Source organism: Pelatocladus sp., from assembly GCF_059505505.1.
This window is the reverse complement of the sequence record NZ_JCACKS010000101.1, coordinates 30,510-57,399: the sequence shown is the minus strand read 5'-3', so window position 1 is coordinate 57,399 and position 26,890 is coordinate 30,510. Positions and strand designations below refer to the sequence as shown.

At 40.7% G+C, this 26,890-nt stretch carries 20 protein-coding genes and 2 pseudogenes; 8 read left to right on the top strand and 14 right to left on the bottom strand.

Going from position 1 to position 26,890, the window contains the following annotated elements:
* The first annotated feature begins 32 nt into the window (after nucleotides 1–32).
* Nucleotides 33–1,208, top strand: a complete 1,176-nt coding sequence (locus AC5JMK_RS09260; RefSeq protein WP_096674633.1) for a n-acyl-d-glucosamine 2-epimerase — start codon at nucleotides 33–35, stop codon at nucleotides 1,206–1,208.
* Nucleotides 1,209–1,239: 31 nt separating this feature from the next.
* Entirely contained in the window at nucleotides 1,240–1,830 is a 591-nt protein-coding gene (locus AC5JMK_RS09255) for a Uma2 family endonuclease (RefSeq protein WP_096674635.1), read from the top strand.
* Nucleotides 1,831–2,062: 232 nt separating this feature from the next.
* Here AC5JMK_RS09255 and AC5JMK_RS09250 read toward each other — a convergent pair whose 3' ends face one another.
* Both AC5JMK_RS09250 and AC5JMK_RS09245 read right to left on the bottom strand, forming a co-directional pair.
* The gene (locus AC5JMK_RS09250) at nucleotides 2,063–2,230 is read right to left on the bottom strand and encodes a helix-turn-helix domain-containing protein (RefSeq protein ID WP_495909938.1); all 168 of its coding nucleotides are present in this window, start codon (nucleotides 2,228–2,230) and stop codon (nucleotides 2,063–2,065) included.
* Between the two features lie 133 nt (nucleotides 2,231–2,363).
* Nucleotides 2,364–2,561, bottom strand: a complete 198-nt coding sequence (locus AC5JMK_RS09245; RefSeq protein WP_495909937.1) for a hypothetical protein — start codon at nucleotides 2,559–2,561, stop codon at nucleotides 2,364–2,366.
* A 224-nt stretch (nucleotides 2,562–2,785) separates the two neighbouring features.
* On the opposite strand from AC5JMK_RS09245, the gene AC5JMK_RS09240 reads away from it, so the two are divergent.
* The 4 genes from AC5JMK_RS09240 (at nucleotide 2,786) to AC5JMK_RS09225 (ending at nucleotide 7,438) form a co-directional block, all read left to right on the top strand.
* Entirely contained in the window at nucleotides 2,786–3,904 is a 1,119-nt protein-coding gene (locus AC5JMK_RS09240; RefSeq protein WP_096674641.1) for a phosphotransferase enzyme family protein, read from the top strand.
* On the top strand, nucleotides 3,901–4,440 hold the full coding sequence (locus AC5JMK_RS09235) for a DOMON-like domain-containing protein (protein ID WP_096674643.1): 540 nt from the start codon (nucleotides 3,901–3,903) through the stop codon (nucleotides 4,438–4,440). Before AC5JMK_RS09240 ends, AC5JMK_RS09235 begins: the two co-directional genes overlap by 4 nt.
* 298 nt (nucleotides 4,441–4,738) lie before the next feature.
* Nucleotides 4,739–6,790 (top strand): general stress protein, encoded by a 2,052-nt coding sequence (locus AC5JMK_RS09230; RefSeq protein ID WP_495909936.1) that lies wholly within the window; start codon nucleotides 4,739–4,741, stop codon nucleotides 6,788–6,790.
* A gap of 186 nt (nucleotides 6,791–6,976) precedes the next feature.
* A complete protein-coding gene (locus AC5JMK_RS09225) occupies nucleotides 6,977–7,438 on the top strand; it encodes a BON domain-containing protein (RefSeq protein ID WP_495909935.1) in 462 nt (153 codons plus the stop codon).
* 221 nt (nucleotides 7,439–7,659) lie between these two features.
* On the opposite strand, the gene AC5JMK_RS09220 is transcribed toward AC5JMK_RS09225, so the two are convergent.
* The 11 genes and pseudogenes from AC5JMK_RS09220 to AC5JMK_RS09170 all read right to left on the bottom strand — a co-directional run bounded on the left by AC5JMK_RS09220 (nucleotide 7,660) and on the right by AC5JMK_RS09170 (nucleotide 22,496).
* Nucleotides 7,660–8,919: a sensor histidine kinase gene (locus AC5JMK_RS09220; protein ID WP_096674661.1), complete on the bottom strand. Its 1,260-nt coding sequence runs from the start codon at nucleotides 8,917–8,919 to the stop codon at nucleotides 7,660–7,662.
* Between the two features lie 126 nt (nucleotides 8,920–9,045).
* Nucleotides 9,046–10,605 (bottom strand): beta-barrel domain-containing protein, encoded by a 1,560-nt coding sequence (locus AC5JMK_RS09215; protein WP_495909934.1) that lies wholly within the window; start codon nucleotides 10,603–10,605, stop codon nucleotides 9,046–9,048.
* Between the two features lie 98 nt (nucleotides 10,606–10,703).
* A complete protein-coding gene (locus AC5JMK_RS09210; RefSeq protein WP_495909933.1) occupies nucleotides 10,704–11,183 on the bottom strand; it encodes a hypothetical protein in 480 nt (159 codons plus the stop codon).
* Nucleotides 11,184–11,290: 107 nt separating this feature from the next.
* Nucleotides 11,291–12,766, bottom strand: a complete 1,476-nt coding sequence (locus AC5JMK_RS09205) for a hypothetical protein (RefSeq protein WP_495909932.1) — start codon at nucleotides 12,764–12,766, stop codon at nucleotides 11,291–11,293.
* Between the two features lie 11 nt (nucleotides 12,767–12,777).
* A complete protein-coding gene (locus AC5JMK_RS09200; protein ID WP_495909931.1) occupies nucleotides 12,778–13,290 on the bottom strand; it encodes a hypothetical protein in 513 nt (170 codons plus the stop codon).
* A 5-nt stretch (nucleotides 13,291–13,295) separates the two neighbouring features.
* Complete coding sequence (locus tag AC5JMK_RS09195; RefSeq protein ID WP_495909930.1) at nucleotides 13,296–13,934, bottom strand: IS607 family transposase; 639 nt, start codon at nucleotides 13,932–13,934, stop codon at nucleotides 13,296–13,298.
* A gap of 52 nt (nucleotides 13,935–13,986) precedes the next feature.
* Nucleotides 13,987–16,755, bottom strand: a complete 2,769-nt coding sequence (locus tag AC5JMK_RS09190) for a peptidase domain-containing ABC transporter (protein WP_495909929.1) — start codon at nucleotides 16,753–16,755, stop codon at nucleotides 13,987–13,989.
* 101 nt (nucleotides 16,756–16,856) lie between these two features.
* Nucleotides 16,857–17,609, bottom strand: coding sequence for a peptidylprolyl isomerase (locus AC5JMK_RS09185; RefSeq protein ID WP_495909928.1), 753 nt, complete (start codon nucleotides 17,607–17,609; stop codon nucleotides 16,857–16,859).
* A gap of 173 nt (nucleotides 17,610–17,782) precedes the next feature.
* A pseudogene (locus AC5JMK_RS09180) lies at nucleotides 17,783–20,808 on the bottom strand (esterase-like activity of phytase family protein); the annotation flags it as partial.
* Nucleotides 20,809–21,226: 418 nt separating this feature from the next.
* Nucleotides 21,227–22,189: pseudogene (locus AC5JMK_RS09175) on the bottom strand (glycoside hydrolase family 15 protein); the annotation flags it as partial.
* The gene (locus tag AC5JMK_RS09170) at nucleotides 22,170–22,496 is read right to left on the bottom strand and encodes a glycoside hydrolase family 15 protein (RefSeq protein ID WP_495909927.1); all 327 of its coding nucleotides are present in this window, start codon (nucleotides 22,494–22,496) and stop codon (nucleotides 22,170–22,172) included. The pseudogene AC5JMK_RS09175 and the gene AC5JMK_RS09170, both read right to left, overlap by 20 nt.
* A 1,046-nt stretch (nucleotides 22,497–23,542) precedes the next feature.
* On the opposite strand from AC5JMK_RS09170, the gene mgtE reads away from it, so the two are divergent.
* The gene (gene mgtE, locus AC5JMK_RS09165) at nucleotides 23,543–24,898 is read left to right on the top strand and encodes a magnesium transporter (RefSeq protein WP_096674676.1); all 1,356 of its coding nucleotides are present in this window, start codon (nucleotides 23,543–23,545) and stop codon (nucleotides 24,896–24,898) included.
* 128 nt (nucleotides 24,899–25,026) lie between these two features.
* Nucleotides 25,027–25,620 carry a PadR family transcriptional regulator gene (locus tag AC5JMK_RS09160; protein ID WP_096674679.1) on the top strand — a complete coding sequence of 198 codons (594 nt, stop codon included), beginning with the start codon at nucleotides 25,027–25,029 and terminating at the stop codon, nucleotides 25,618–25,620.
* Between the two features lie 123 nt (nucleotides 25,621–25,743).
* On the opposite strand, the gene AC5JMK_RS09155 is transcribed toward AC5JMK_RS09160, so the two are convergent.
* Nucleotides 25,744–26,847: a helix-turn-helix domain-containing protein gene (locus AC5JMK_RS09155; RefSeq protein ID WP_096674681.1), complete on the bottom strand. Its 1,104-nt coding sequence runs from the start codon at nucleotides 26,845–26,847 to the stop codon at nucleotides 25,744–25,746.
* Nucleotides 26,848–26,890 lie beyond the last annotated feature (43 nt).

Genomic DNA, 26,890 nt, shown 5'->3' with positions numbered 1-26,890 from the left:
TGTTGGTTTTGGCACACAAGGAGAAGAAATTTATGGAGTATGAATTGCAAGCCTTAGCAGAACTTTACAAAAACACACTTTTTAACAATGTACTTCCTTTTTGGGAAAAACATTCCTTGGATTCGGAGTACGGCGGCTATTTTACCTGCCTGGATCGCGAGGGTAAAATTTACGATACAGACAAATTCATTTGGTTGCAAAATCGCCAAGTGTGGACTTTTTCGATGCTTTGCAATCAGCTAGAAAAACGCGAAAATTGGTTAAATATTGCTCGCAATGGTGCTAATTTTCTCGCCCAACATGGTAGAGATGTTGATGGTAACTGGTACTTTGCCCTAACTCGTACAGGTGAGCCACTCATACAACCCTACAATATTTTTTCTGATTGTTTTGCGGCCATGGCATTTAGCCAATATGCTCTTGCTGCTGGTGAAGATTGGGCAAAAGATGTGGCAATGCAAGCTTACAATAACGTTTTGCGGCGTAAAGATCACCCCAAGGGGAAATATACTAAAACCTATCCCGGCACACGCCCGATGAAATCTTTAGCTGTGCCAATGATTTTAGCTAACTTAACTTTAGAAATGGAATGGTTGCTATCTAGTGAAATCCTGGAAAATGTTCTAGCTCAAACCGTTCAAGAAGTGATGACTGATTTTTTAGATCAAGAAAAGGGGTTAATGTACGAAAGTGTTGCTCCCGATGGCTCTCATATTGATTGTTTTGAGGGACGATTAATTAACCCTGGTCATGGTATTGAGGCGATGTGGTTTATTATGGACATTGCCCGTCGTAAAAATGATACTAAAACTATTAATCAAGCTGTTGATGTGGTGTTAAATATTCTCAATTTTGCTTGGGATAATGAATATGACGGCTTGTATTATTTTATGGATGCAGACGGTCATCCACCGCAGCAATTGGAATGGGATCAAAAGCTGTGGTGGGTGCATTTAGAATCGTTAGTTGCCTTAGCGATGGGTTATCGTTTGACAGGGCGGGAAGTATGTTGGCAATGGTATCAAAAAATGCATGATTACGCTTGGTCACACTTTGCCGATTCAGAAGACGGTGAGTGGTTTGGTTATCTCAATCGCCGTGGGGAAGTGCTTTTGCATCTCAAAGGCGGGAAATGGAAAGGCTGTTTTCATGTACCGCGTGCGATGTATCTTTGTTGGCAACAATTTGAGCTGCTGTTGAAAAGCTAGAGTAAAAACAGATTTATCTGATGGGTGTCCTATGAATGTTGTTACACCGAAGCGATTCACAATTGACGAATATCATTGGTTGATTGAACTAGGCTTTTTAAAGGAGGGCGATCGCATTGAGTTAATTCGTGGAGAATTGATCCAAATGACCGCAAAGGGAAGACCACACACAGTTTGTAATTCTATTTTGTGCCGTCAACTAGATCGAATTTTAGGCGATCGCGCTGTCATTCGTGGGCAAGATCCGATTACACTACCAAATCAAAGTGAGCCAGAGCCAGATGTTGTCATTGCAAGCGGAAGAGATGAGGATTATCTGGCTCATCATCCTTACCCCGAAGATATTTTTTTGGTCATTGAAATTTCAGATTCTACATTGACATACGACCAAACAAAGAAACTAGAACTATACGCAGAAGCCGGAATTTCTAATTATTGGATTATAGATTTAAATACTCGTCAATTAGAGCGTTACAAAGAGCCTTATCAAAATATTCAAGGTAAGTTTAATTATCTTATCAAGCAAATTTCTCTGGCGAATGAGTCAGTAGCGATTCCTGGGTTTGAAGATGCGTTCTTGGATTTGAGTCGGATTTTTCCAATGGGTGATATTGGTGGGTGACTATTTAGACACATTCCTGATTGAGATAATTTTGTATATAAATTTTTACAAACTCAGATTGATCGAAATGGAGTTTTGTGATGAAATTAGACCCAAGAAGCTGCGACTGTATTTGCTGATGCTTTATTGATGCAAATTGCTCAACGCCAGCGCGCTCAAAACTAATAAACTTAGATAATATGGATTCTATTTTGTGCGATCGCTCTAGTTAAAGCTTTAGCTAGTCACTAAATTAATAATCTACATTAGCGATCGCCTGTGCAATATCTTTTGGTGTAGCACCTGTTGCTAACATTGCTTTTACTAATAGTTCAATCGATACAGAAGCATCACCATTTTCAGCTTTGGCAATACGCGGTTGACTAGACTGGAGTTTTGCTGCTAACTCAGCCGGGAGCATCCCAAATGTTCAAAAAACGCCTGCGATTGAAATCGCAGTCTCATAGTTCAAGTCTGCTTCAGCAGACTGTTTGATTTTATGAAGTCGTCTTCAGACGACTTGCGCTATTAGCAAAGGGTTTAAACCCTTTGCTTTACGGTATTTTGAAAAAATTGGGATGCTCCCACTCAGCCTGCGTCATTAATTTTTGCCGACGTTCTTTCAAACTCTGACTCAGTGCCAGTTTTATATCGATTAAGGCAGTTTCTTCTGGAGATAATTCTAAAAATTCTGTAACAGTACTTACTTTCCAACCTTTCGCTTCTAAACGTTCTCTTTTGGCATCATCCATTATGAGTCTCCTATTGGTCATTGTCATATTTGATAAGTCTTCTTTTACAGTTATCAATCACACTATCTGGCGTTGCTCTGCTTGTTTTGTTAAAAACTTCAAGAATTAAAGACTTTATTAGCCATCATTGAACTTGCAACACATTTATATAAACCTGGTGTGAAACTTGCGCTAATATATCCCCTATTGCCTTTGTGCAATTATGTGGGGAGTAGTGCAGGAAGATGACCGATTATCTCAAAACACAGGACATAGACAATCTTATTAATATCGCTAACCAATTCACTCTTCAGGGAAAGGTTAGAACTGTTAAAACATTTGGCAGTGGTAATATAAATGATACTTTTTTGGTTACGCTAGATTCTCCAGATGAAAAATATTTTGTCCTGCAACGCATTAATACACAGGTATTTCGTCAGCCGCAATTGATCATGCAAAATATGTGTACTTTCACTGAGCATGTTCGCAATCGGCTACAACTTCATCCCCTTAATCGTCGTTGGGAAGTGCCGCGTGTATTATTCACAAAGGATAATCAAGATTATTGCAGAGATATTAATGGCTCATTCTGGCGGGCGATTAGCTTTATCGCAGGTTCCCAGTCTTTTGATACGATGCAAAATATTGAACAAGCCAAAGAAATTGGTTACGCTTTGGGGATGTTCCATAATCTGATCAGTGATTTACCGCCACAAAGACTCGCTGACACCCTCGAAGGTTTTCATATTACGCCGCTTTACCTGCAACACTACAACGAAGTTTTAGCAAAAACTAGCCCGTGTCAATCTCCAGAAGTCAATTATTGCTTAAAGTTTGTGAGCGATCGCCAAACTTTTGCCCATGTTCTAGAAAATGCTAAAGCTACAGGTAAATTACCCCTGCGTCTGATGCATGGCGATCCCAAAATTAATAATGTTATGTTTGATACTAGTACTAAACAAGCAGTCAGCGTCATCGACCTCGACACCGTTAAGCCGGGACTGGTTCATTACGACATTGGTGATTGTTTGCGCTCCGGTTGTAATCCTGCTGGAGAAGAAACAGAAGACTGGCAAAAAGTTTATTTTGATACAGAATTGTGTCAGGGAATTCTCCAAGGATATCTCTGTGTCGCTAAAGAATTTCTGACTGAAAATGACTATACCTATATCTACGACGCGATCCGTCTCATCACCTTTGAATTAGGACTGCGGTTTTTTGCTGACTATTTAGCCGGGAATGTGTATTTCAAAGTCAAGCACCCAGAACACAACTTAGCAAGGGCGCTTGTCCAGTTTAAGCTGACCGAAAGCATCGAATCTCAGGAAGCAAACATTCGCAAAATTATTCAAGATATGAAATGAATAACCAAAAATTTTCGCTGCAACCTTTTGTTGATGGCAAGTTGCTGCCTAATTTCAAAATAACAGGTAATATTACTCGACATGCTAATCAGCTAAATCTGTGCTATGTACTTTCCGGCGATTTAGAAAAAGTTGCGATCGCCTCACCATCAAATACGCCAAAACGCAAGCATGAACTTTGGGAAGATACTTGCTTTGAGTTCTTCTTGAGCGTTAAAAACTCAGATAAATACTGGGAATTCAATCTTTCTCCAACTGGAGATTGGAATATTTATCGTTTTGACGGGTATCGTCAAGGAATGCAAGAGGAAACAGCCTTTTCAATTTTACCGTTTAACGTCCAGCATCAATCTGATAGTTTGGTGGTTGTTTTGGAAATGGATTTAAGTAAAATCATCTTATTAGAAGAAATACTTCAAATAGCAATTACTACTGTTATTAAATCTAAAGACGGCGAAGTTAGTTACTGGGCGTTGATTCATCAAGAAAAAGAGGCTGATTTCCATTTGCGAGATAGTTTCATCATTGAATTGTGATATGTGTCGTTAAAGAGATACCCGACTTCGCAACAGTTGTCGGGGATCTTGTTTTTCATAAATTATTTATGACTGCTATATAAATATTTTGTGTATATTTTTGTTGATTTTTTGAATTCTGAAAACCAAATCAAATATACCTATTTCTTTGGATGTAGACGTAATTTATCCCAATGGTATACATACAAATTCATCCAAGGGATTGATGAATAATTGATCACAAATAAAGCTTAATAGAACTAAGTTACATGCCTCGAATTCACTTTTAAAAATAAATAAATTTTTGGTGGTAAGAAATATGGTTGTAGGTATACACAGACGTGCTGTAGGAGTTTTTTCTCATCGTCGTGATGCAGAAGAAGCCCTACATGAATTGAGAGATGCTGGTTTTCCCATGGACAGAGTCTCTGTCGTAGCACGCGATATTGATCGCAATGATCAAATTGCTGGCGCTGAAGTCACAGAGAACGTTGGTAATAAAGCTGATGAAGGAGCAGCAACCGGGGCTGTTTCTGGTGGTGTTTTAGGTGGATTGACTGGTTTATTAGTTGGTCTGGGTACTTTGGCTATTCCGGGAATTGGCCCAATCATGCTGGCTGGTGCAGCTGCAACTACTTTGGCTACAACTATAGCAGGGGCTGGTATTGGTGCAGTAGCTGGTGGTTTGCTTGGTGCTTTGATTGGTTTAGGAATTCCCGAAGAACGTGCCAGAGTATATAATGAACGAGTAGACAGAGGACATTACTTAGTCATTATAGATGGCACAGAAGAGGAAATTGCCAGAGCAGAAGCAATTCTCAGACGCCGAGGAATAGAAGAATTTGAAGTCTATGATATACCTGTTGGTACAGGAAATTACACTGCTACCTCTGGACGAGATTTGGGTGTAAATCACAAACACGCCATTGGTTATTTCTCTCGTCTGGAAGATGCGGAAGCTGCAATTGGCGATTTGCGATCTGTGGGTTTCCCCTTGGGTCAAATTTCCTTGGTTAATAGAAATTGGTCACGACGCGATCGCTTTGCTGGAGTAACTTTACGCGATCGCTTTGATGAGGCGATTCACAACCTGAGATTGAGACTTCCAGATCATCGTAGTCATTTCTATCATGAGCGCATCAATCACGGTGATTATGTAGTTGTTGTTAGCGGTACAGATGCGGAAATCCAGCGTGCTGCTGCAATTCTCAATCGTCATGGAATCCGAGATTGGGAAATTTTTGACCCCACAGTAGATTACACTGCTACCTCTGGACGAAATTTGGGTGTAAATCACAAACACGCCATTGGTTATTTCTCTCGTCTGGAAGATGCGGAAGCTGCAATTGGCGATTTGCGATCTGTGGGTTTCCCCTTGGGTCAAATTTCCTTGGTTAATAGAAATTGGTCACGACGCGATCGCTTTGCTGGAGTAACTTTACGCGATCGCTTTGATGAGGCGATTCACAACCTGAGATTGAGACTTCCAGATCATCGTAGTCATTTCTATCATGAGCGCATCAATCACGGTGATTATGTAGTTGTTGTTAGCGGTACAGATGCGGAAATCCAGCGTGCTGCTGCAATTCTCAATCGTCATGGAATCCGAGATTGGGAAATTTTTGACCCCACAGTAGATTACACTGCTACCCCTGCGCGGAATGCAGTGAATGCACCAGTTTCTGGTTACAGTACAACACCTCTGCACAAAAATAGAAGAGCGATTGGAGCATTTTCCCATCATCGAGATGCAGAAGCAGCGCTCATGGAACTGAGAGACTCTGGATTTCCAATGAACCAAGTATCTCTGATTGCTAAAGATAGTGGCGATCGCCTTCCTAATGTCAACACAGGTGTAGGTGTAAATCAGAATAATGTAGCAGCACAAACCAAGGCCGATGAAGGTGCAAAAGCTGGAGCAGCTACAGGCGGAGTGTTAGGTGGTCTGGGAGGGTTATTAGTTGGTTTAGGAGCCTTAGCTATTCCCGGAGTCGGCCCTGTGATCGCAGGTGGTGCTATAGCAACAGCTTTAGCAACAACAGTTGCAGGGGGTGCGATTGGTGCTGCTGCTGGCGGTTTAACTGGTGGACTAGTTGGGTTGGGAATTCCCGAAAATCGAGCGCGTTTATATAGCGATCGCTTCAACAGAGGTGATTATTTAGTGATCGTAGATGGTACTGATGAGCAAATCCATCGTGCAGAAGCCATTCTCAAGCGCCGAGGAATTACAGACTTTGACATCTTTGATGCTACTGATATAAATCGTACACATCACGCTGCATCAGTTACAGATACCAGTCAAACCAGCTATTCACCAGAATTAGGAGTTGAAGAGCCGAAGGTCGTTATTGTTGACCATCGCGAAATTTAAGCTGAACCTGAATTTGCTACTCTTCTCCTTCGCTTTTAACAAAGGAGAAGAAACCTAAAAATCAAACTTCTAAATCTCTCTCCAAAAGGGAGGGAGGTTTGGAAAGGGAGCAAATCTAATTTTTAGCTCTCAATCACTCAATTTTTCTAATTTCCCTATCTTGTATTAATGTTAAGAGTTAAACAAATGAAAAAGGTAACTTTCTTATTAATTAGTAGTCTTTTAGTATTGAGTGTTGGTTGTGAAAATGTTTCCAAAACAAGTCAGACAGCACCCAATAATCCTAGTCCTTCTCAAGTACAAACACCGAACACTGAAGAAACTCAAGAAGCTAAAGAAGACGCCCAAAGTGAACTCCGCAGAAGACAACTAAATGAAGATATTCGTGCTCGTGAGCAGCGAAATAATATTACTGGTGGTGATACACAAAGAGCAGAAGGCGACCTTGAAAGTGAAGTTCGCTCTAAGTTAGAAGCAAATATCCCCAGAGGTAGTTTAGCAGTTCAAGCTTCTGATGATGGCGTTATTACCGTTTCAGGAACCGTAACCAATCAACAAGAGCTAGCTAAGATTGAACCTTTAGCAAAGGAAATTAAAGGTGTCAAAGCTGTGAATGTTAAAGCCGTAGTTGCTCAACCAAAAAGCTAAAGCAGTTCATAATTACTCTCAAAAATAAACAATCTTTTCGTTTTAGTTAATTGAGTGTTGTTGGTCAAGTGGAAAAAGTATTTTCTACTTGACCGAACAAGGCAAAAGTAAAAAGTTAAAAGGCAAAAGAAAGAACAAGAAAAAATGGTTACAAGCCCCTAAATTTATTTATGGGGATTATCTTTTTACTTTTTACTTTTTACTTTTTATCTGTTAACTGTTCAAACTTTTAGCGGAAGTTCAATTTGAAAAGTTGAACCTTGAGCAATTATACTCTTGACAGATATTTTTCCTTGGTGAGCTTGCACAATTTGTTGAGCGATCGCCAGTCCCAATCCAAAACCACCAGTTTGGCGAGAGCGAACGGTGTCTACGCGATAAAAACGATCAAAAATATAAGGTAAATCGCTAGCGGGAATCCCTATACCATTGTCTTTCAACTGAATCACCGCGCGGTGGGACTGGGTGAAAAGGCACAATTGTACCTCACCTCCTGCTGGAGTGTATTTGAAAGCGTTACTAAGAAGATTGATGATCGCTTGTTTGAGCAAATTAGGATCGGCGTGTGAAATTACAGACTGCTCTGGTAATTGGGTGCTGAAATTTAAATTTTGAGCAGTAGCTTGAGTGGTGAACTCCGTAGCAAGCGATCGCAACAGTTCACTCAAATCAATTGGTTTGAATGTAGTTTCCGCTAATGAGCCGTCATGGCGTGAAAGAAACAGCAGATTATTGATCAGTACACTCATAGACTTGGCTGTTTCTGCAATCTTTTGCAATCGTAGTCGTTGCTCCCAAGGATCTTCAGGTGGTATTAAAGCAACTTGAGCATTACTCAACATTGTTGCTACAGGTGTGCGTAGTTCATGGGAAGCATCCGCCGTAAATCGCTGTAATTGCTGATATGCTTGGCGGGTTGGTCGCATTGCTAATCCTCCTAAAAACCAACCTGTAATCCCAATCACAACAAAAGTAAAGGGAACACCTAAAGCTAAAAACAAGCGAGCTTGATTTAAGCTATTGCGTAGTGAGTCCAAGCGAGCTGCTGCTTGAAAATAACCGATCAACTCCTTATTTTGCACAACTGGAATAGTGACTTGGCGAACCCAAGTAGTTTGAGTGTATTCTGTGTCTCCTGACAGTTGCAAAGTTTGAAATCCCGGTTGTGCGGTTAACTGTTTTATACCCAATGAACCAATAGACTGCACCAGTTGTTTGTCAGCGTTGTACCATCGGGCGTACAGCAATCCACCATTTAATGACACATCTTTCTCTAGAGGAGTGCGATCGCGTTGATTTTGACCAAGCGTGTACTGAGTTTTACTAGCAAAAGTTTTACTTTGGCTAAACAGTTCCTCATCAAAAAATCGCAACTGCTCCTCTACATTCAGACAGTAGCCCACTCCTGCAAACGCAAACAGAATTCCGCCCATCGATAGAGCAAACCAGTGAGCAAGATTACGACGACTACGATCAAACATTTTGCTAGCAAAGTCCACTTTTCTAAATTAATTATTTTAGTTTTTCGTCGCTTGCTTTTCTCTTTGGGTGCAAATTGATTAAATAAAGCGGCTTTTAGTTGTCCGTTCCCTGCTCCCTATTCTCTTTTACCTCACAAACTTCAAACTTTCTATATTCTTGCTAAACAAGTCAGTAAAAATACTAGCAACATTGCGTTTGCGAAGTTTGATATTGGTACTGACTGACATCCCTGATTGGAGATTGACTTGGCGATCGCTAATCATTAAATACTGGTGTTCAAGAACGACTTTGGCAGGAAATCTGTAGAAGGGATAAATATTGTCTGGGGGTAGGGCGTCGGAACCAACCCAAACTAATTTACCTTTGATATCCCCAAATTCACTGTAAGGGAATGAATCAATTCTGACATCAACTTTCATTCCTTCTTTGACAAAACCAATGTCGCGGTTGGTAATGAAGACTTTGGCGACAAGGGATTGATTGGGAACTATTTTGAGAATTGGCGCTGAAGAGTTAGTCACATAACCAGGATTATGAGCTTGTAAATCGAATATAGTACCCGAAATAGGGGCTTTGAGTTCTTGGTAACGTAGGTTTTGCTGAGTTTTGCTAATTTGACTATCGATTTGGGCAATTTGCTGTTCGTTGTCAACAATTGCTTTTGTTAGTTGACTGTCTATTTCTGCAATCCGCTTTTGATTCTCAGCAATTTTAGTTAGAATTTCTGTCTGACTCAGAGCGATCGCATTCTTGACTTTTTCGTCAGCTTGTGTAATTGCATACTGTAGTCTTTTTTGTTCTTCTAAAAGTCGATCCACATCTGCTTGGCGACTGCGGAATTGCTGTTGCTGCTTGTAGTACTGATTTCTAGCAACTCCTCCCTGATTTGCCAACACTGTCAAGTCTGTGAGAATCGTTTTTTCTATAACTAGTAAATCTTTAGCACTAGCGAGTTCGACTTGAGTTTGTTTTAACTGCTTTTGCAACTGATCAACTTCTAACTTAGCAGCACTAACGCGCGATCGCACCTCCGCTTCCGCAGACTGCAATCGTGTCTGTTGTTCTGCACTTAACCCCGCACCAGTCGTAGCACCTTGTAATTGCAGACGATAAAGTTGATTTTCACTAACCAATTCTGCACGGTGTTTTGTTAAAAAAGCCTGTTGAGCAGGTAGGGACGCCAAAAGTTTTGAATTCGCAGGAGTTTTACCAGCCATTTGTATTTGGTAAAACTGATTTTCTGCGATCAAAGCAGCGCGAATTTTTCGCAGTGACGTTTGTTCAGCATTATCAACAGTTGGATCGAGAGTCAGCAATAAATCACCTTGTTTGATTTGTTGCCCATCTTTGACTAAAATTTTTTTCGCGACGCCCGTAATTGGTGCTTGCACTTCCGTGACAGCTCCTTCTGGTTCGAGTTTACCTTGAGCAGGAATCGCCTCTTCAAACTGTGCCACACAAGCCCAGATTACCCCAGCAGTAGTCATAGTTATTAAAGTCCAAGCAACCGCCCTCGGTAAAACCGACGACTGTCGTAACACCACAGGCTGATCAAAGCGTTTGAGTGTTGGCGGTACATCAATCGCAGGAGTCACCAAAGATGTATCGTCCTGAATCGAAACAGCAGTTTTACTGTTGTTTCCATGACCGTTAGAGTAAGGATGAGAACCGTTGGAGTTATTCATAGAAGTTGTAATACCAATTCAAAATTCAAAATTCATATCTTGCATCAACCCCATATCCCGCCAATAAATAAATTTCTTGGCTAATAGCTAATACCATTTCACAAAAAATCTGATATAAATACAGACCCTGTAGAGACGCGATATATCGCGTCTCTACAAAATTTATGTGTATCGTGATTAACGTGAAATGGTATAAAGTCAGATAAATCTGACCAGGAAAATCTTTGAGTCCGTTTTAACGGACTTATGCTATTAGCCTCAGAATTAATTCTGAGGCGGGATATGGGGTTGGTGCAAGATATCAGGTAGGGAGAGATTTCGGGTTTCAAACGAGAACTTTCAGGTTTCAAACGAGAATTTTCAGGTTTCAAACGAGAACTTTCGGGTTTCAAACGAGAACTTTCGGGTTTCAAATGAGAACTTTCAGGTTTTAAACGAGAATTTTCAGGTTTCAAACAAGAACTTTCGGGTTTCAAACAAGAACTTTCAGGTTTCAAATGAGAACTTTCAGGTTTTAAACGAGAACGTTCAGGTTTTAAATGAGAACTTTCGGGTTTCAAACTACACCCCCAAGCCATTTGCTTAACCAACAACTAACCGCTTCTAAAAACTTGGACAAAGTTACCTACAAGTAGACAAAGTTGTACAAGGGGAAGTTAGCGGTTTATCTTCCAAGAAATCATCTTTAACACTTTCGCTTGCTTTGGGTGGATTGCTCCGACCATCGCTTGACCAAAGACTCCCAGTTAGAGATAGCATAGAAGTTGTGACGCTTAATGCTAGATTTCTTTATCAGGTTATTTAGTTGATTCCACAGGCTCCATACGTGCTTTCCATCTTTCACAAATAGATAGGCGGTTATGGAGCCTGGAACATTTTCAGTCAGCCGCATACCACGTCTAGCGATTGCCATAGCCGCAGCTTCATCACTGGCTAAACCGTATTGTCGTGCATATTTCACCAAACCAATGACGCTGGTGTAAGCAGGATTTACCTTCATAAGATAAATCCCTCGGTTACTCAAAATACTTTCTAACAACTCATAAAAACGGCTATATGCCCAACCTGAAAGCATTCGAGCATACTTTCTACCACGTTCCGAAAGTTGTTCTTTCTTGCCTGAAAAATCTAATTCTTCGCAAACAACTGGACAAGAAAAAGTATCTGCTAGTGTGGCTAACTGTAAACAAGCATCAACAATCTGAGCATCCTGTTGACCAGACGGCAGTCCCATCTGTAGAGGAATTTGACCATGAGCCTTGAGGTTGCCATCGCGGTCAACATATGCCCAGCCAATGGAACCTGGATTCATATCAATTCCGATACAACCATAAGCAGAATGTCTGGAAACACGTTTTACTGGCGCTGGAGTGAACTGGACTGCTGCATTGCACTTGCCGTCCTTACGGTAGAAATGCCATGTTTTAGAACCATCAGCAGGCAACCTGTTAATGTTGCGTTCAAAGTTGCCTAGCTTGGTCTGAACGTACTTGCCAAACTTTGATTCCAAACAAGCAGGTACGCGAAATTTGATCATGTCTCCATCCCACTGACAAACTTGATTCCCAAAACTTTCATCTTTAGAACCAACTACAAATGCTTGATTTTTTGGAATAGCTGTTTGGATTGGTGTGATTTTTAAATGCTCTATTTGTTTAGTGAATTGGTATGCTCTACGTTTTTTATTGTGGATTTGAAAACGTAAATTTCTCCAGTTGGTGTCACGAAATTGAAGCGAACAAGACAATGGAAACCTGCATCCAGTCTTGGAATTCTGCCAGTTCTTTTTCGCATAAAACTTAACAGAATCAGCCAGTTTCTTTTCTAACTTGCTAATCCAAGAATTGATGGACTTCAGCTTTCCTTCTAGTGTCTTAATGTGACGTTTACGATGTTCTTTAGATGCATCAACAGCACCTTGAGCATGACTTATCACGCCATTGGCATGACGTTTTGAAATGCCGTAAGTCGTTTGTAGATAAGTATTCCAGCTAGATTTATTAAATGACTGTCCAGACAAAAGATAATTGGCTGTCTCACACGCTGCTTTGTGGAATATCGGACTGTAAGCAGCCAAGAACATCTCAAATTCTGTGAGTCCTAAACTATTTAATTCTTCTGCGGTCGTCGGTAATCCTTTAACATATGTGAGCGTAGCCATTTTGTTTCACCTCAAAGCCATCTATGATTGCTGTAAAAATGAACTCCACCGTGATAGCTATCAACAGCCTTAATAGCTTGAAACTCTACTGAAACAATATCTCCCATCGTTTCTCCAGTAGCACAACAAAAAGGTTCGAGAGATGTCCAATTGCAATCAAATAAAGGCTCGAACACTTCTTGATACATTGGTTCTCCCATTTTTCGCCATCGGTCATAAGCATCAAATTGATAGTCGCACTCAGGAATACCATCTGGTGACGTTGTTGATACTTCCATCCAGTAAGTCAAATCAAACAATATTTTTCCGTCTTTTTCATCAGTTTCATCGAAAGAAACAAAATCAGCTTCAAAACTAGAAACCTCAAAAACTAAATCTGGATGAATAAGCAAACAGTCTTTTTCTACTGGTTCTAAAACAATTAAAACTTTATCCCATAAGCTTTTTAGTTTGGGTAGTCCTGCTTGTTTTGCCTCTTCTTCATCATTTGCAAATAATCTAAATCCAATCGTTATTGTTGTCATGTCTATTATTTAACCTCATTTACAACGGCTGTCATGCCATCAATTAATTTCTTGTTCTTCTTGCTTCTAGAACCATACAAACGTGCTGAGAAAATCGTAATGAGTTCAATCATGTCTTGCACCAACTCTTGCTCAAAGGTCACTTCTTCGTTGGTTTTGTTGATGATTACCACTTCCGTTTCAAATTCTTCGCACATGGCAAATACAAGCTCTGCGCCGAATCTAAGTAATCGGTCTTTATGAGTTAATACCAGTCTGGCAACATCGCCTTGCATTATACGTTTGAGCAGTTTTTGAAGTCCTTTCTTTTGATAATTCAAGCCACTTCCTAAATCTTGAATGGTTTCAAATTGCCATCCGTTAGCCGCGCTAAAAGCTTCTAAAACCTGCACTTGGCGCACTAAATCTCCTTTTTGGTCATGACTTGAAACTCTGGCGTAATTAATAGTTACGCGGTCATCTAACTGTTTCAAGTCTCGCGGTGTTATGCGTTTGATATCTGCTAGAAAAAATCTTCTTTGTCCTGAAGGTGAACGCTCAAAACGTATTTTTCCTGAGTCCGTCCACCTCCTTAATGTTTTGGTTGAGATACCAAGCTCTTTAGCAGCATCTCCTATTGAGATAGTCACTTCTGATGTATCCATATCGTTGTTAATATAGACTACATCGCTATAGTTACCCATTCCGGGAAAAATATCAATGTCTGTCTAACAATTTAGTTACAGTTCCCAGCCCATCCTGCTGCTGATACAGATGATAGTAGCGACCGCGTTGATGCATGAGTTGGTTGTGAGTACCACGTTCAGCGACTTTACCTTGGTGCATAAGTACAATTTCATCAGCTTGTTGAATTGTGCTGAGGCGATGGGTGATGATGAACATTGTTCGCCCTCGGAAAGCTTGAATTAAATTAGTACATACTTGGCGTTCAGTATCGTAGTCGAGGGCGCTGGTTGCTTCGTCCAAAATTAGCAACTGGGGATTTTGTAAAATTGTGCGAGCGATCGCAATCCGTTGTCTTTGTCCTCCCGATAGTGCAGAACCACGTTCACCGACTCTGGTGTTGTAGCCGTTGGGCAAGTTCATGATAAAGTCGTGGGCAACGGCAATTTTGGCAGCAGTGATCACTTCTTCGCTACTAGCTTCAGGATTTGTCAAGGCTATATTTTCGATAACAGTGCCGTCAAATAACAAAGTATCTTGGGGAATAATGCCAATTTGCGATCGCAGTGAATACAATTCAACTTTACTAATGTCGTAACCATCGATGAGAATCCGACCAGCGTTGAGTTCATATAAACGTGGTAGCAATTTCATCAACGTACTTTTACCAGAACCACTCATCCCGACAACTCCTACCACCCTTTGAGCCGGAAACGCTAAATTGATATTGTCTAATTGCAGTGAACCGCTAGCAGCAAACCGGAAAGAAACGTTTTCGTAAGTAACAGCACCCTGAATCACAGGCATGGGAATATTATCTTGGTCAATTTGTGTGACTTCCTGCGGCGTATCAACAATATCACTCAGACGTTCTAGGGACAGGGCTGTTTGTTGGAAGTTCTGCCATAGTTGCAATAATCGTAACAATGGACTAGTAACATACCCCGCAATAATCCGGAAAGCAATCAACTGACCTAAAGAAAGTTCGCCTTTAAGTACTAAATACGCCCCTACCCACAACACCAGTAACCCTGAAAGTTGATTGAGAAAATTACTCGCTGAACTGGCAGCAGTAGAAGTTACTATGGTTTTAAACCCAGATGAAACATAACGGGCGTAGTGTTCTTGCCATTGCCAACGGGTACGCAATTCGATATTTTGGGCTTTGACTGTCTGAATCCCAGAAAGCACTTCTACTAAATAAGATTGGGTTTGGGCGTTGCGTTCGGCTTTTTCTCGCAATTGTCGCCTCACTATCGGTGCTGCAACTAAACTGAGGATGGCAAACAAAGGAATCGTTGATAAAGATACCAATGTCAACACCCAGCTATAGATCACCATCACAACGATGTAGATTACCGAAAACACAGAATCTAACACCACAGTCAAAGCTGTACCCGTGAGAAAGGAGCGGATGTTTTCTAATTCATTGACCCTCGTTGCTAATTCTCCCACCGGATGACGATCAAAGTAACGCAGAGGTAAACGCAGCAAGTGATCAATAATTTCTGAACCCAGAGCCAAGTCAATTCTATTAGTCGCTTCTGCAAATAAATAAGTACGTAAAGTACCAAGAACCGCTTCAAAGATCGCTGCCAACAGTAAAAAGACACCCAACACTTGCAAAGTATCAATACTGTTCTGCACCAAAACCTTATCAATGATCACTTGAATCATCAACGGATTGGCAAGTCCAAACAACTGCACAAAAAACGAAGCGATCAGAACTTCCAATAAAACTGTGCGATGACGGTTCAGTGAAGGTAAAAACCAACTCAAGCCGAACTTTTGCTGCGGTGTCGATGAAGTGGTTGTCAGTAGTAAAACTTGAGCTTGTTCACCCCAATTTTTCAGAAACTCAGTCATTTTTTGACGCACAATCCCCCGTTCTGGTACACCCAAAACTATTTGGCGATCACTCGTTTCATAAACCACCGCCATGCTATCTTGCCAATGAATCAACGCAGGTGTCGGTAAACGATTCATTGCACTGGCTGGGACTGTCACCAATTGCGCCTTCAACCCCATAAAATCAGCAATTGCCCCACATAATTGTAGAGAAACTGGTTTTGTTGCATCTTTGTGATTGTTGGCGATCGCTTTACGAATATTTTCCTTGCGAAATGGCATCCCAAAATATTGACTCACCATCTGTAAACAAGCGAGAGTAGCATTGCGCGAAGAGTCGCGTTTGTGGGGATATTTTTTGTTTTGGGAATGGGGATCGGGGATTGGGGATTGGGGATTGGGAATTGGGGATTGGGAATTGGGGAAGGTGGGGCCCCCTCTGGGGATAAGGGGTAATGGGGATCGGGGATTGGGGATTGGGGAATTTATTGACTCTTGTACAGATGCGTAGACGCTCGTAAGAGCGGCTTCTCGTATAGAGTATGACCGCGTTTCTACTGCAAACCAAGCTTTTAAGATTGGTTCTTCTTCTAACAGAGTCAAGAACTCCTCGCTTGCAAGCACAAGACAGAGGGTTTCTTCTTCACAAGCCATGACTTTTTCACAAGGTATACCCTGTAACAAGCTTTTCCACCCGATAATTTCTCCCGGTTTTAATTTGTACAAGGTTACAGGTATATCACTGTGGGAGTTATTACCAATTAACCGCGCCTTTCCAGTATAAATAATTGCTATATAGGGCGGTGATTCTTGCAGTGGTAGAATAGCTTGTCCCATCCCGTAACGCCGCACTTGCAATTTGTTGGATAATTGCTGCAATTGGGCAGGAGATAATTGTTTAAAGGGTGGGATACCTGATAAAAAAGTTTGGATTGTGTCAGAAGTTTGAGTCATCCGATTTTGGATTTTGGATTTTGGATTTTAGAAAACGGAATTAATTCCCAGGACTTATCCGCTTTGTTGTACCCTGCTCGGAATTATCGGTTATGAGACAATTACATTGGGAATAAATTTGTATCCTCTTGAACGTGATTCATCGGGTTCAATTCTGCAACTTGTTGTCCCAACCATTTGAGAAATAACTCATGGCGTAATTGCCAACGGGTAAGGTCATTTAACTCAACAGGAAGTATCTTTTCTAACCTGAGAATCACAAACCAATTATCTATAGGTGTGGGCGGTATAAGTTGTCCTGGCTGAATGACGGTTAATAATTTAGCCAGGGTGGGGTGGAGTTTACCTAGTTCTACTGGGCCAACGATACCCTTAGTGCGGGCTTCTGGTCCCATTGAATATTTAGGGGCTAGTTCGGCAAAAGACTGTTCCTCTGCTTGCAAACGGAAGTATATTTCTTGAGCAATACCACTATCTTTGGTACGAATCACCGAATAAATTACCCGATCAAGTTGGGGTTTACGCATCGCAAAGTAAGCATCTAGTTCGTTCCAAGTGGCTTGTTTAAACTTTTCCACTCGTAACGCCCGTATAACTAACTTGCGGACTTGTTCTGGAGTCATGTTGCGATCGCGTAACCAAGCTTGACGTTCAGCTTCTGTTTTTAAACGTTGCTGTAAGTAAAAACCCTGGTAAGCTTTTTCTTCTTCTTCTGGTGTGCAATCAAATGGTGCGATCGCCTGATCTATGATCATTTCTCGCAACAGTTGTGGCAATAACTGGTAATCTGCCAGCAAAGGAATAATTTCTTCTGCTGTTACTTTTTGTTCACGAACTTGTAGAATTACGCTCATAATCAGGGGATCGGGGATTGGGGATTCTCCAGAGGAGACGCTACGCGTAGACGCGCAAGCGGCTTCTCACAGAGTACGGGAATCGGGGATTAATCAGTTATCAGTTATCAAATTAAACTGTTAACTGTTAACAGTTAACAGTTTAATTTGATATGTTCCCCCTTTCCCTCTTGTTAAGCAAAAGCAAAGTTTGCTTGAGTCAGACTAGTAGCTTGAATTCCGAGTAACACAGCTACATCTTGTCCATAGACACCGATGATGGTGTTATCACCTTCTTGGCGGGTTGTCCAATCGCTACCAAGAGACTCATAGGTAAAACTGACGTTAGCAAAGCCAATCACATCTTTTTCTGTACTGTTGAAGTCAGTGATTGTATTAGGCTTTGCTGGTAAGTGTGTCTCATCGGTAACAATCCAAAACTCATCAGATCCTTCACCGCCAGTAACAATGTTTTGACCTCCGCCAACACCAAGATATAACTCGTCGTTACCTGAACCAGTGTTTATGATATTTTTTGTACCAGCCAATACGATGTCATCATCATTACCAGTGTCAATTTGGTTGTTGCTACCAAATATACTGACATCAACGATGTCATTACCATCTCCGGTAAAGAGTTTTTGATTATCTCCAATGAAGAAATCTGGATAGAGAGCAGCATTATCGGAATTTGGATCGTAGAGATAATCATCAAAATAATCATCTCCTGGTGTACCGTAGATGGTTGATTTGGGTGTTCCTAAACGCGGATCAAGATCAAGTGGGGTAGATAATTTGAGTACGATGAATTCGTCGTTGTCTGGTTGGGATGGATTGCGGGTAGCGTTAAATGGATAGTTGTTGTCGTTAGCCAGCAGGATGGTATTTTTGTCCAAAACCAAAATATCTTCAATGGTTTGGAAGGGGAAAGTAAAGACATTGCTACCATCACCATTGAGATCATTAGGATCAGCAATGTTCAGTAAATCAACTATTTCTTCTTTGTAGAGATAACCTTGGGCGTTGGTTTGAGAAATATCGACTTTGAAGACTTTCTTAAACTTCGCATCGTCTCCCGATAAATTATCTCGTTCAATGATCAGAAATTCGTGGTCGTTGATGGGGGTTGCATCGCCGATCGCATGGCTAGGATCGCTTAATTGATAGTAACCAACCAAATCATTGCTAAAGGATTTAGTCGCAACATCAAACTCATAAACACGTAGAGCGTCTGTGGGATCGCCTGCGACGTATCCTTCTAGAATTGGGTAGAGTGTCTTGTGATCAGGGCTGTAACTCATGGCTTCAAAGCCACGTGAACCTGATAAATTGGCGATCGCTTCGTTGTTTTCTACTCCTGGATTCTGCGGAGAAGCAACATAATCGGCGATAATTTTGTCTCTTGCAACCACTCCATCATTGGCAAAATCACTGAAGTAGCCATCTACCCCTAACCGGATAAACTGCTCATATTCTAGTTGTGGATTGCCTTTGTAGTCTGGTGACAGAAAATATGCATCACTGCGGAAGGTATAGGGATGTACTAACAATCCTGCTTGGTGAGCATCGTAAACTAGGGTGGTCGGTTCTCCTAAATATCTATCGGCGTCACTAATTTGTCCATCGCCGTTAATATCGTCTGGTTGACCATCACCATTTTTATCAACGGTCTTAGCTGGTACAATCAGTCGCTTGCTGGGGCCGATGCCTTCAGCATAGGTAGCAATTTCTGTCAAGCCATCGGGAGTAATTAGATCGGCATAGGTTTGATCAATTCCCTGATATATATAGTCGTAGGGAGAACCACTACCATCTATTAACTGTACCAAGGGAATATCAACCCCAGCGTAGGGCATAATCTCGTTTTCTAGGTCAACGAGATTAGAGACTTCAAAGGACTGAATAAAAATCCGATCAGGATCGATGAAATTGTTGGCAACTAGGGTATCAATTAAAATTTGTGAGGTATTGTAATTGATGGGAGTACCATCTAAAAACTTGCCTTCCTCAGCAAAGTAGGTGGGGTGTTTGGTTTCGGGATAGATACCCAGTTTGATCCCGGTTTCGGCTTCGTAGTCTTTGATGAAGTTGATGTACTCTTCCAGTGTGGGGATTTGGAAGTAGCCATCATACTTAGCACTTTCGGGACGGATGTTAGGAATACGTTCAACTGCTCGCAGTTCTTTAATTTCAGCCAGTGTGAAGTCTTCTGCAAACCAGCCTGTGATGCTTTGTCCATCTAAAACTTTGGTCGTCAGGCGATCGCTAAATTTTTCAAAATTAGCAACGTTGGTTGTGGCTTCGAGGATAACAGGCTTGCCGTTATCATCGTAAACAATTTTGCCATTTGTATCCGTCTTCACACTTGCCAACACTGGTTCGTGACGGACGATCAAAACTCCATCTTTGGTGACGACCAAATCTGGTTCGAGAAAATCAGCCCCAAATTCCGCGCCTAAATTATTAGAAGCAACTAAATTTCCGCCTAAATCGCCAATAGTATGTTCTGGACGAATTCCCGGCGCACCACCCCGATGACCAATGACAATTGGATCTTGTCCATTGAGAGTATTAATTGGGTAAATATTGGGGGTAGAAACAGGCGCATCAATCAACACGCCATTACTATCAAAATGCAACAGATAGGGACCGAATTCTTCACCAATCCAAATTGTGCCATCTTCAGCTAGAACAATAGATTCAGGATCGAAGTCAGCCCCTGTCAAGAAGCGATCTGCTGAATTTTCGTTGACAATTTGCCAAGAAATTAGGTTATTAGGATCGGATAATTGGATATAGTCAGTCCACTGTGCATTCCCACTGCCATTGTCTACTGTTTTGAAATCTGGATCGATCTTGTAGATCCGCAGTAAATAATCAGCACTATTAGTCTGACCACCAAAACCGTTATCTGATAAAAACCAGTAATTATCAGAGTCAGCAAACTGCACTCCACTAAAACCTTGTACAGGTTGTCCAGGAAATGGCCCAGTACGCCCGTTACTGGAAATGAGTTTGCCATTACCATCATTTTGACCCGATGGTGGGCCTTCAGCATAGGTATCAGCAGGTAGTGAAGAATATTTGACTAAAGAAGCATTCGTCATAGTTAAATCCGCCCATACTAAACTGTGGTCTGAGGAAGAAAAGGAGTAGTATTAGCATTTTGGCGATCGCCCACTAGCCGATAGAGTGGATCGCTAGTGGTAGGCCAGAATAAATACTGATGTGTGGTTGGAGCAAGAGTAATTTTTATAAAAAAGTGCAATGTATGCTTTATATAAAAATAATAAGTAGAATATTTGTTAGGCAGACCGACAACATGAAATCGAATATCTAACAGTAAGTTGACTTAAAAGATTCAGCATATTTTTCTCTGAAGTTACTTAAGAATAAATAAAAAAATATCAAAGTTTCTTGGAATAATATTTTTTTAAACAGCGTAAACTTTAGAAAAACAGAGAAATAATTATTAATCTCTTATTTAATCACATCTAACTGTTTATTTCAGTTTAAAATCGCTAACTTAAAGGATAAGATAGTTGTGGGTTAAGTGTCAGGAAATGTTTAATTAACTTTTGATTAATATGTGCTATTAGCTAAGGGTTTAAACCCAAGCGCGGTATATTGAAAAAATACTAAACTGTGCTAACTTCTCCAAACTCCGTCAAGAACCTAAACGCCTTCACCACATAACTAGCGCACTCTTTGGGAGAAGTATTGTAAAATGAGCGCCACGCACTACCTTTGTCTTCATCATAGCGATCGCCTCTTTCTGGATGTCCATCCAACCACGCTAGTCTCACAGCATGACCGATTAACACATCTAAAACTATATATTCTTCGATTTGCAAATCAGGGTTATTGAATGCGATCGCAGCTAATTCCATTAATGTTTCGATATTGACTTGACGATATTCGGGAGCCTCTATTTTATTTAACAAATGTTCTACTTGCAGGGCAAAGTTCTTTTCCCCGGCTGTCATTTCAGAAATCATCTCTTCACTTTCTAAGCGGTTGCGGCGTTCTAATTTATCGCCAATCACCAAACCCTTACAATGATGCATTAACAGCCAAACTTGTTTATAAAAGTCTTTAGGTGTGCGTCCAGTTGCGCCTTCAGCTTGACGGAACCGTCGCCAACCGCCTGGTTGGACTTCGATGTCCTCAAAAATAAGTGGTTGTACCACCCACTCAATATCGCTTTCTTTTTGTTTGACGTGCAAAGACTCTTGCTGACGTAATAACTTACTCATGTCTGAGTACTCGCCTAATACCTGGCTTAACCGGGTTTTGACTTCAAATGGTGAAAGTTGCATCAAGGTTTCGTAGGCTTCATCTTGAGTAACTTTCAACTCTTGCGCCAATTCACTGGTAATTAACAAAATCAAATAACCAACTCTCAGGGTGAGTAGTCCTTTAAATAACTCTGGTTCTGATTTAATTAAAGTACTCAAATAAATAAGGATTTCTTGAGTTAATACGCGATCGCGTATATCTTCGCGGCAAAAATGATTGATTTTCTCGACAATTTCGTTATGGGACAGAGGTACAGTCATCAATGAAGCTTCGCTGTAAGCTTTACCAACTGCAATATCTTTCTACTTTATGCGCCTGTCGCATCATCGCAAACAACAAACCCCGCATTAATTTGACGACGCTGTGTTCTAATTCATAGGTACGTCCTTTGTCTTCATCAACTTTGCGGTATGCTAGCGCTAACCCCCAAACTGCCAAAATACTGTAAACATTATCACGTACCCAAGCATCAGTGTAATCACCATGAGCAGTGATTGCTGTACTTGCAGGTAATAGACCAGTAATTGGATTTTGCCGTACTAAGATTATTGTCTTGATTTGCTGATAATAATACTCTAGACGTTCTGGTAATTGGGAAGCTTTTTTCATATTGAATTAGACTGTAGATTCTGGAAAATAACCCTGTAACTTTGTATTTAATTATGTCAGCTAACCCCAAAATTTTCTGTGATTTAAGAATAATATTATATAGCAACAATAAATAATTTGTATTTTTTATTCTCTCCTTATTTGTGATTTGTTCCTCAGAAACATTTCTTATAAGTCATACAGAGTTGCTATATTTTGAATCAAATTGTTAACTCATTAACTATTTGTTATGGCTGATTTAACAGAATTATAATTTTTTAAAAATTTTTATTATACAGCCGTTCTATGGCTATGAACCAGAAAATTTTGAACAAACCCATCAAGGACACAAAGTATACATATAATTTAAATAAAAGATAATAAATGACGTTATTCACAAACAATTTGGGTTTGCTGTAAATAAAATCATTATGGATATGTTATTATATTTAAAATTCCTGAATATTGACTATCCTGCAACACTAAAGTTAAATGCTATCTGCTAATTAATTATTGAGCAGAATCATCAAAAATACTGTTTGGTAGTTGTATCTGAAACTTGCTCAAGGGAATAAATACGAGTTTTATAACTTCGTTGATTGCCAACTTTCCGGCTGATAACAGTAGCAATTGCTCTCAGGCAAACTATTAGTGTGAGCTAAGTTTGCCGAATTTCTGCCTATGAATGCCTTAAAAGTACCTTGAAATAATCGCTAATTCTAAAGTAGTAATTATTTTAACTTCGTAAAGTTGAAAAATTAATCCTGAGATAAGCTTGACACATTTGCTAACAGTAGTAGAATCTACTCAAAGTAATTAAAAAATCAGGGTAGCTAAGTGGGTTGCTTGTGTGTAGCATCACAGAATATCCACTTTGACGCTTTAGCGTTTACCGGATGGTTAATAACTCCGGGTTAGTATTAAACTGAGCGATGCCTTGATTGGTCATCGATGTTGAGTTCCAGAGATTTTATGGACCAAAGTCCACAAGACGGTAGTACTATCCTCCTCTAAGCTGGCGAGTTTGTCTCCCAGCGCGGGGGAGGCAATTGGGAGGTTAGAAATAAATGCTTGTACAGGACGTTCGCAATTCTGTTATTGACGTTGCTGACTTGAACCAGCTCAAATGGGATTTAAACCGTTTACAACCGGTTGATGTGGGAGAGTACATTACCCAATTACCCAGAAAACAAAGGGCGATCGCATTTCGTTTACTTAACAAACATCAAGCCACAGACGTTTTTGAATATCTGCCTCCAGAGGTGCAAGAAGAATTAATCAATTCTCTGCATGATGTGCAGGTTGTACAAATTGTCGAAAATATGAGTCCCGATGATCGGGTAGAATTATTTGATGAGTTACCCGCAAAGGTTGTTAAACGCTTATTGCAGGAACTTAGTCCCCAACAAAGACAAATAACAGCAACAATTCTCGGTTATCCTGAAGGCACTGCTGGCAGGGTAATGACTACAGAGTATGTACGCTTGCGAGAAGGATTGACTGTAGGCGAAGCTTTGAGCAAAATTCGTCGCCAAGACGAAGACAAAGAAACAATTTACTACGCCTACGTTACAGACGACAACCGCAAGTTAGTGAGTGTTGTCTCTCTGCGACAATTGTTGTTTACTTTTCCTGATGTTTTGATTGGGAGTATCGCTAGCGATCGCGTTGTCAAAGTCAAAACAGAAACGCCCCAAGAAGAAGTCGCCCGCATCATGCAGCGTTACGACTTGATCGCTTTACCCGTGGTTGACCGGGAAGAGCGATTAGTTGGTATCATCACCATTGATGACGTGATTGACATTCTTGAAGAAGAAGCCACAGAGGATATTCAAAAATTAGCTGGGGTGAGTGGTGGTGACGAAGCCACTTTGTCTTCTCCATTGATCACGCTCAAAAAACGTTTACCGTGGCTATTTGGAGTGATGCTGTTGTATATCGGAGCATCCAGTGCGATCGCGCCATTTCAGTCTACTATTTCGATGGTGCCAGTATTGGCTGTAATTATGCCCTTATTTTCTAATACTGGTGGTACTGTTGGCATTCAAGCTTTAACAGTGACAATTCGTGGACTTGGCGTGGGAGAAGTCACACCCAAGGATACTGTAAAACTTCTGCGTAAAGAACTTACAGCAGGTTTAGGTACAGCCATCGCTTTGGGTTTGACAATGGTCTGTCTTTCTTTGATTTGGGCGCCTCCTCAAGAACGTTGGGTATCATTGATTGCTGGAACGGTAATGGCCATAAATACCCTTGTCGCCGTCACTTTAGGAACTTTGTTACCAATGGTTTTAAAACGCCTCAAACTCGATCCAGCATTAGTTAGTGGACCATTAGTAACAACTATGCTGGATGCGATCGGGTTTGTCATTTTCTTAACTCTAATTTCAAGTGCTTTGCATATATTCCACTTAAAACCCTAATTTCTCCTATTTTTTAGTTATTTTGGTCAGAATCCCCCGATGTAATGGGGGATTCTTTTTGTTAACTTTTATTAACGATATATCGTGATGTATCTATAATCGAAATAGAAGTATGCAAGAGAAAAATTATGTTTTTAGGTCTTCCTAGACATCCTCATTTTATGGGTAGGTTTTTGAGTGTTCCTATGCATCCTGATTTTTTTGAATCAGGATGTGACGATAGACCCCGCAAAGGTAGACATAGACATCACCGATCCTCAAAGTGGGATTGGAAAGATGAGCAACGCACACCTCGCGGTGATATAAAATACATTCTTCTATCCCTGCTAGCAGAACAACCACGACATGGATATGACTTGATCAAAGAATTAGAAGCACGTTATGGTGGTTTTTGGAAACCTAGCCCAGGTTCCGTTTATCCCACACTCCAGCTACTTGAAGAAGGAGGCTATCTCATTTCTGAGCAAGTAGAAGGTAAGAAAGTATACACAATTACAGAAACTGGTAGACAATTATTAGCCGAACGGGGTGATCCTCAAGACTGGATGACTAGAAAAAACAAACCCCAGCAGTGGATGGAATTGGGAAATGCGATCGCTGATTTAGGTGGATTAGTAATGCAAGTTGCTCGCAGTGGCAATGCAGATCATATAAATAGAGTACGTGAAATACTCAGTCGAGCCAAACGCGAAATCTACACCATCTTGGCACAAGAAGAGTAGAGTAATATATTTTGGGGATTAGGGATTGGGGATTGGGGATCGAGAGAAATTTCTCCCTTGTCCCCCTTGTTCCTTCAATCTAGGCTGTTTACACCCTACCCCCAATCCCCAATCCCAATCCTCCTACAACGCTTCTGGTGGTGAAATATCTGGTCCAACAGTCACACCAGCATCGCTAGACTTGATTCCCGGTATAATCTTAGACTCATTATGCTTGAATGAGCCTGAAACGGAAGAAGAGTTAGGAGCAGGAGTAACTGCATTTTGATTCACAAATCTGCTAGTTTCTCCTTGTTGTGAAATATACGATAATCCGCTTACAGCACCAGCGACAAGAGCAGTGTAGCCTAAATATAAATGCATGGGGCGAATTTCCAAGCCTAGTGGTTTAGAAGTTTTTTTAGACTCACCCCAAGAGGGTAAAACGGATTTTGTTGTTTCTGGTGCTGGTAAGGAAGTGATTAAAGTTGTCCCATTGAGTCCTAAAACATTTGCCATTGTACGGATAAAACCACGTACAAACACATCTTCTGGTAATAACTCCCAGTTCCCATTTTCTATAGCTTCCATTTGATGAGGTGAGATGTAAGTATAAACGCAGAGTTGTTCAAGAGACAGACCTTTGGACTCACGAGCTTGGCGCAGTTGTTCCCCTATTTGACGCAGACTTTCTGTACGTTGTTGTTCTGTGGTTTGTGTTGTGACTTCTGTTTGGGAGACTGTTTTGTTTTTGAGTGACTCTAAAGATGGTTTGACTGCCGTAATATTTTCGTTGTTGGCTATATTTGCTACTAATTGCTGCGGAGATGGTAAATTTCCTAATTGAGTATTTTCTTTGATTTCAATAGTATGAAATTTTACGTTTGTCAAACACTCTGATAAGTTATTGTAATTATCGTGTTGGGTTTTTTGTGTGAAATCAATACTCTCTGCTTGTGGTTGATTATTTGTTGACTTTTCTAGAGATTTTTCAACTCGTTGATACTTTTGAACTAATTGTTGAAATGCTAAATCAATCGCTTCTCTAGCCACAGCTTTGATCAATATTTTGCCTTCGTCAGCAGAGTCACCAAGTAGTTTTTGTATAGTAGCTAAAGCACGACGGTAAACTAGAGAATTATGCAGTTCTGCTTCTATTTCTCCTAACAGCGATCGCAATTCATCTTGAGAAATTTCAATAGTGGGATTCTCTAATATTTGTGAAAAGTACACAGGTGTAGTAACCATTACTATAAGTCTCTTTATTAATCAAAGCAAAAAAGTTATACCT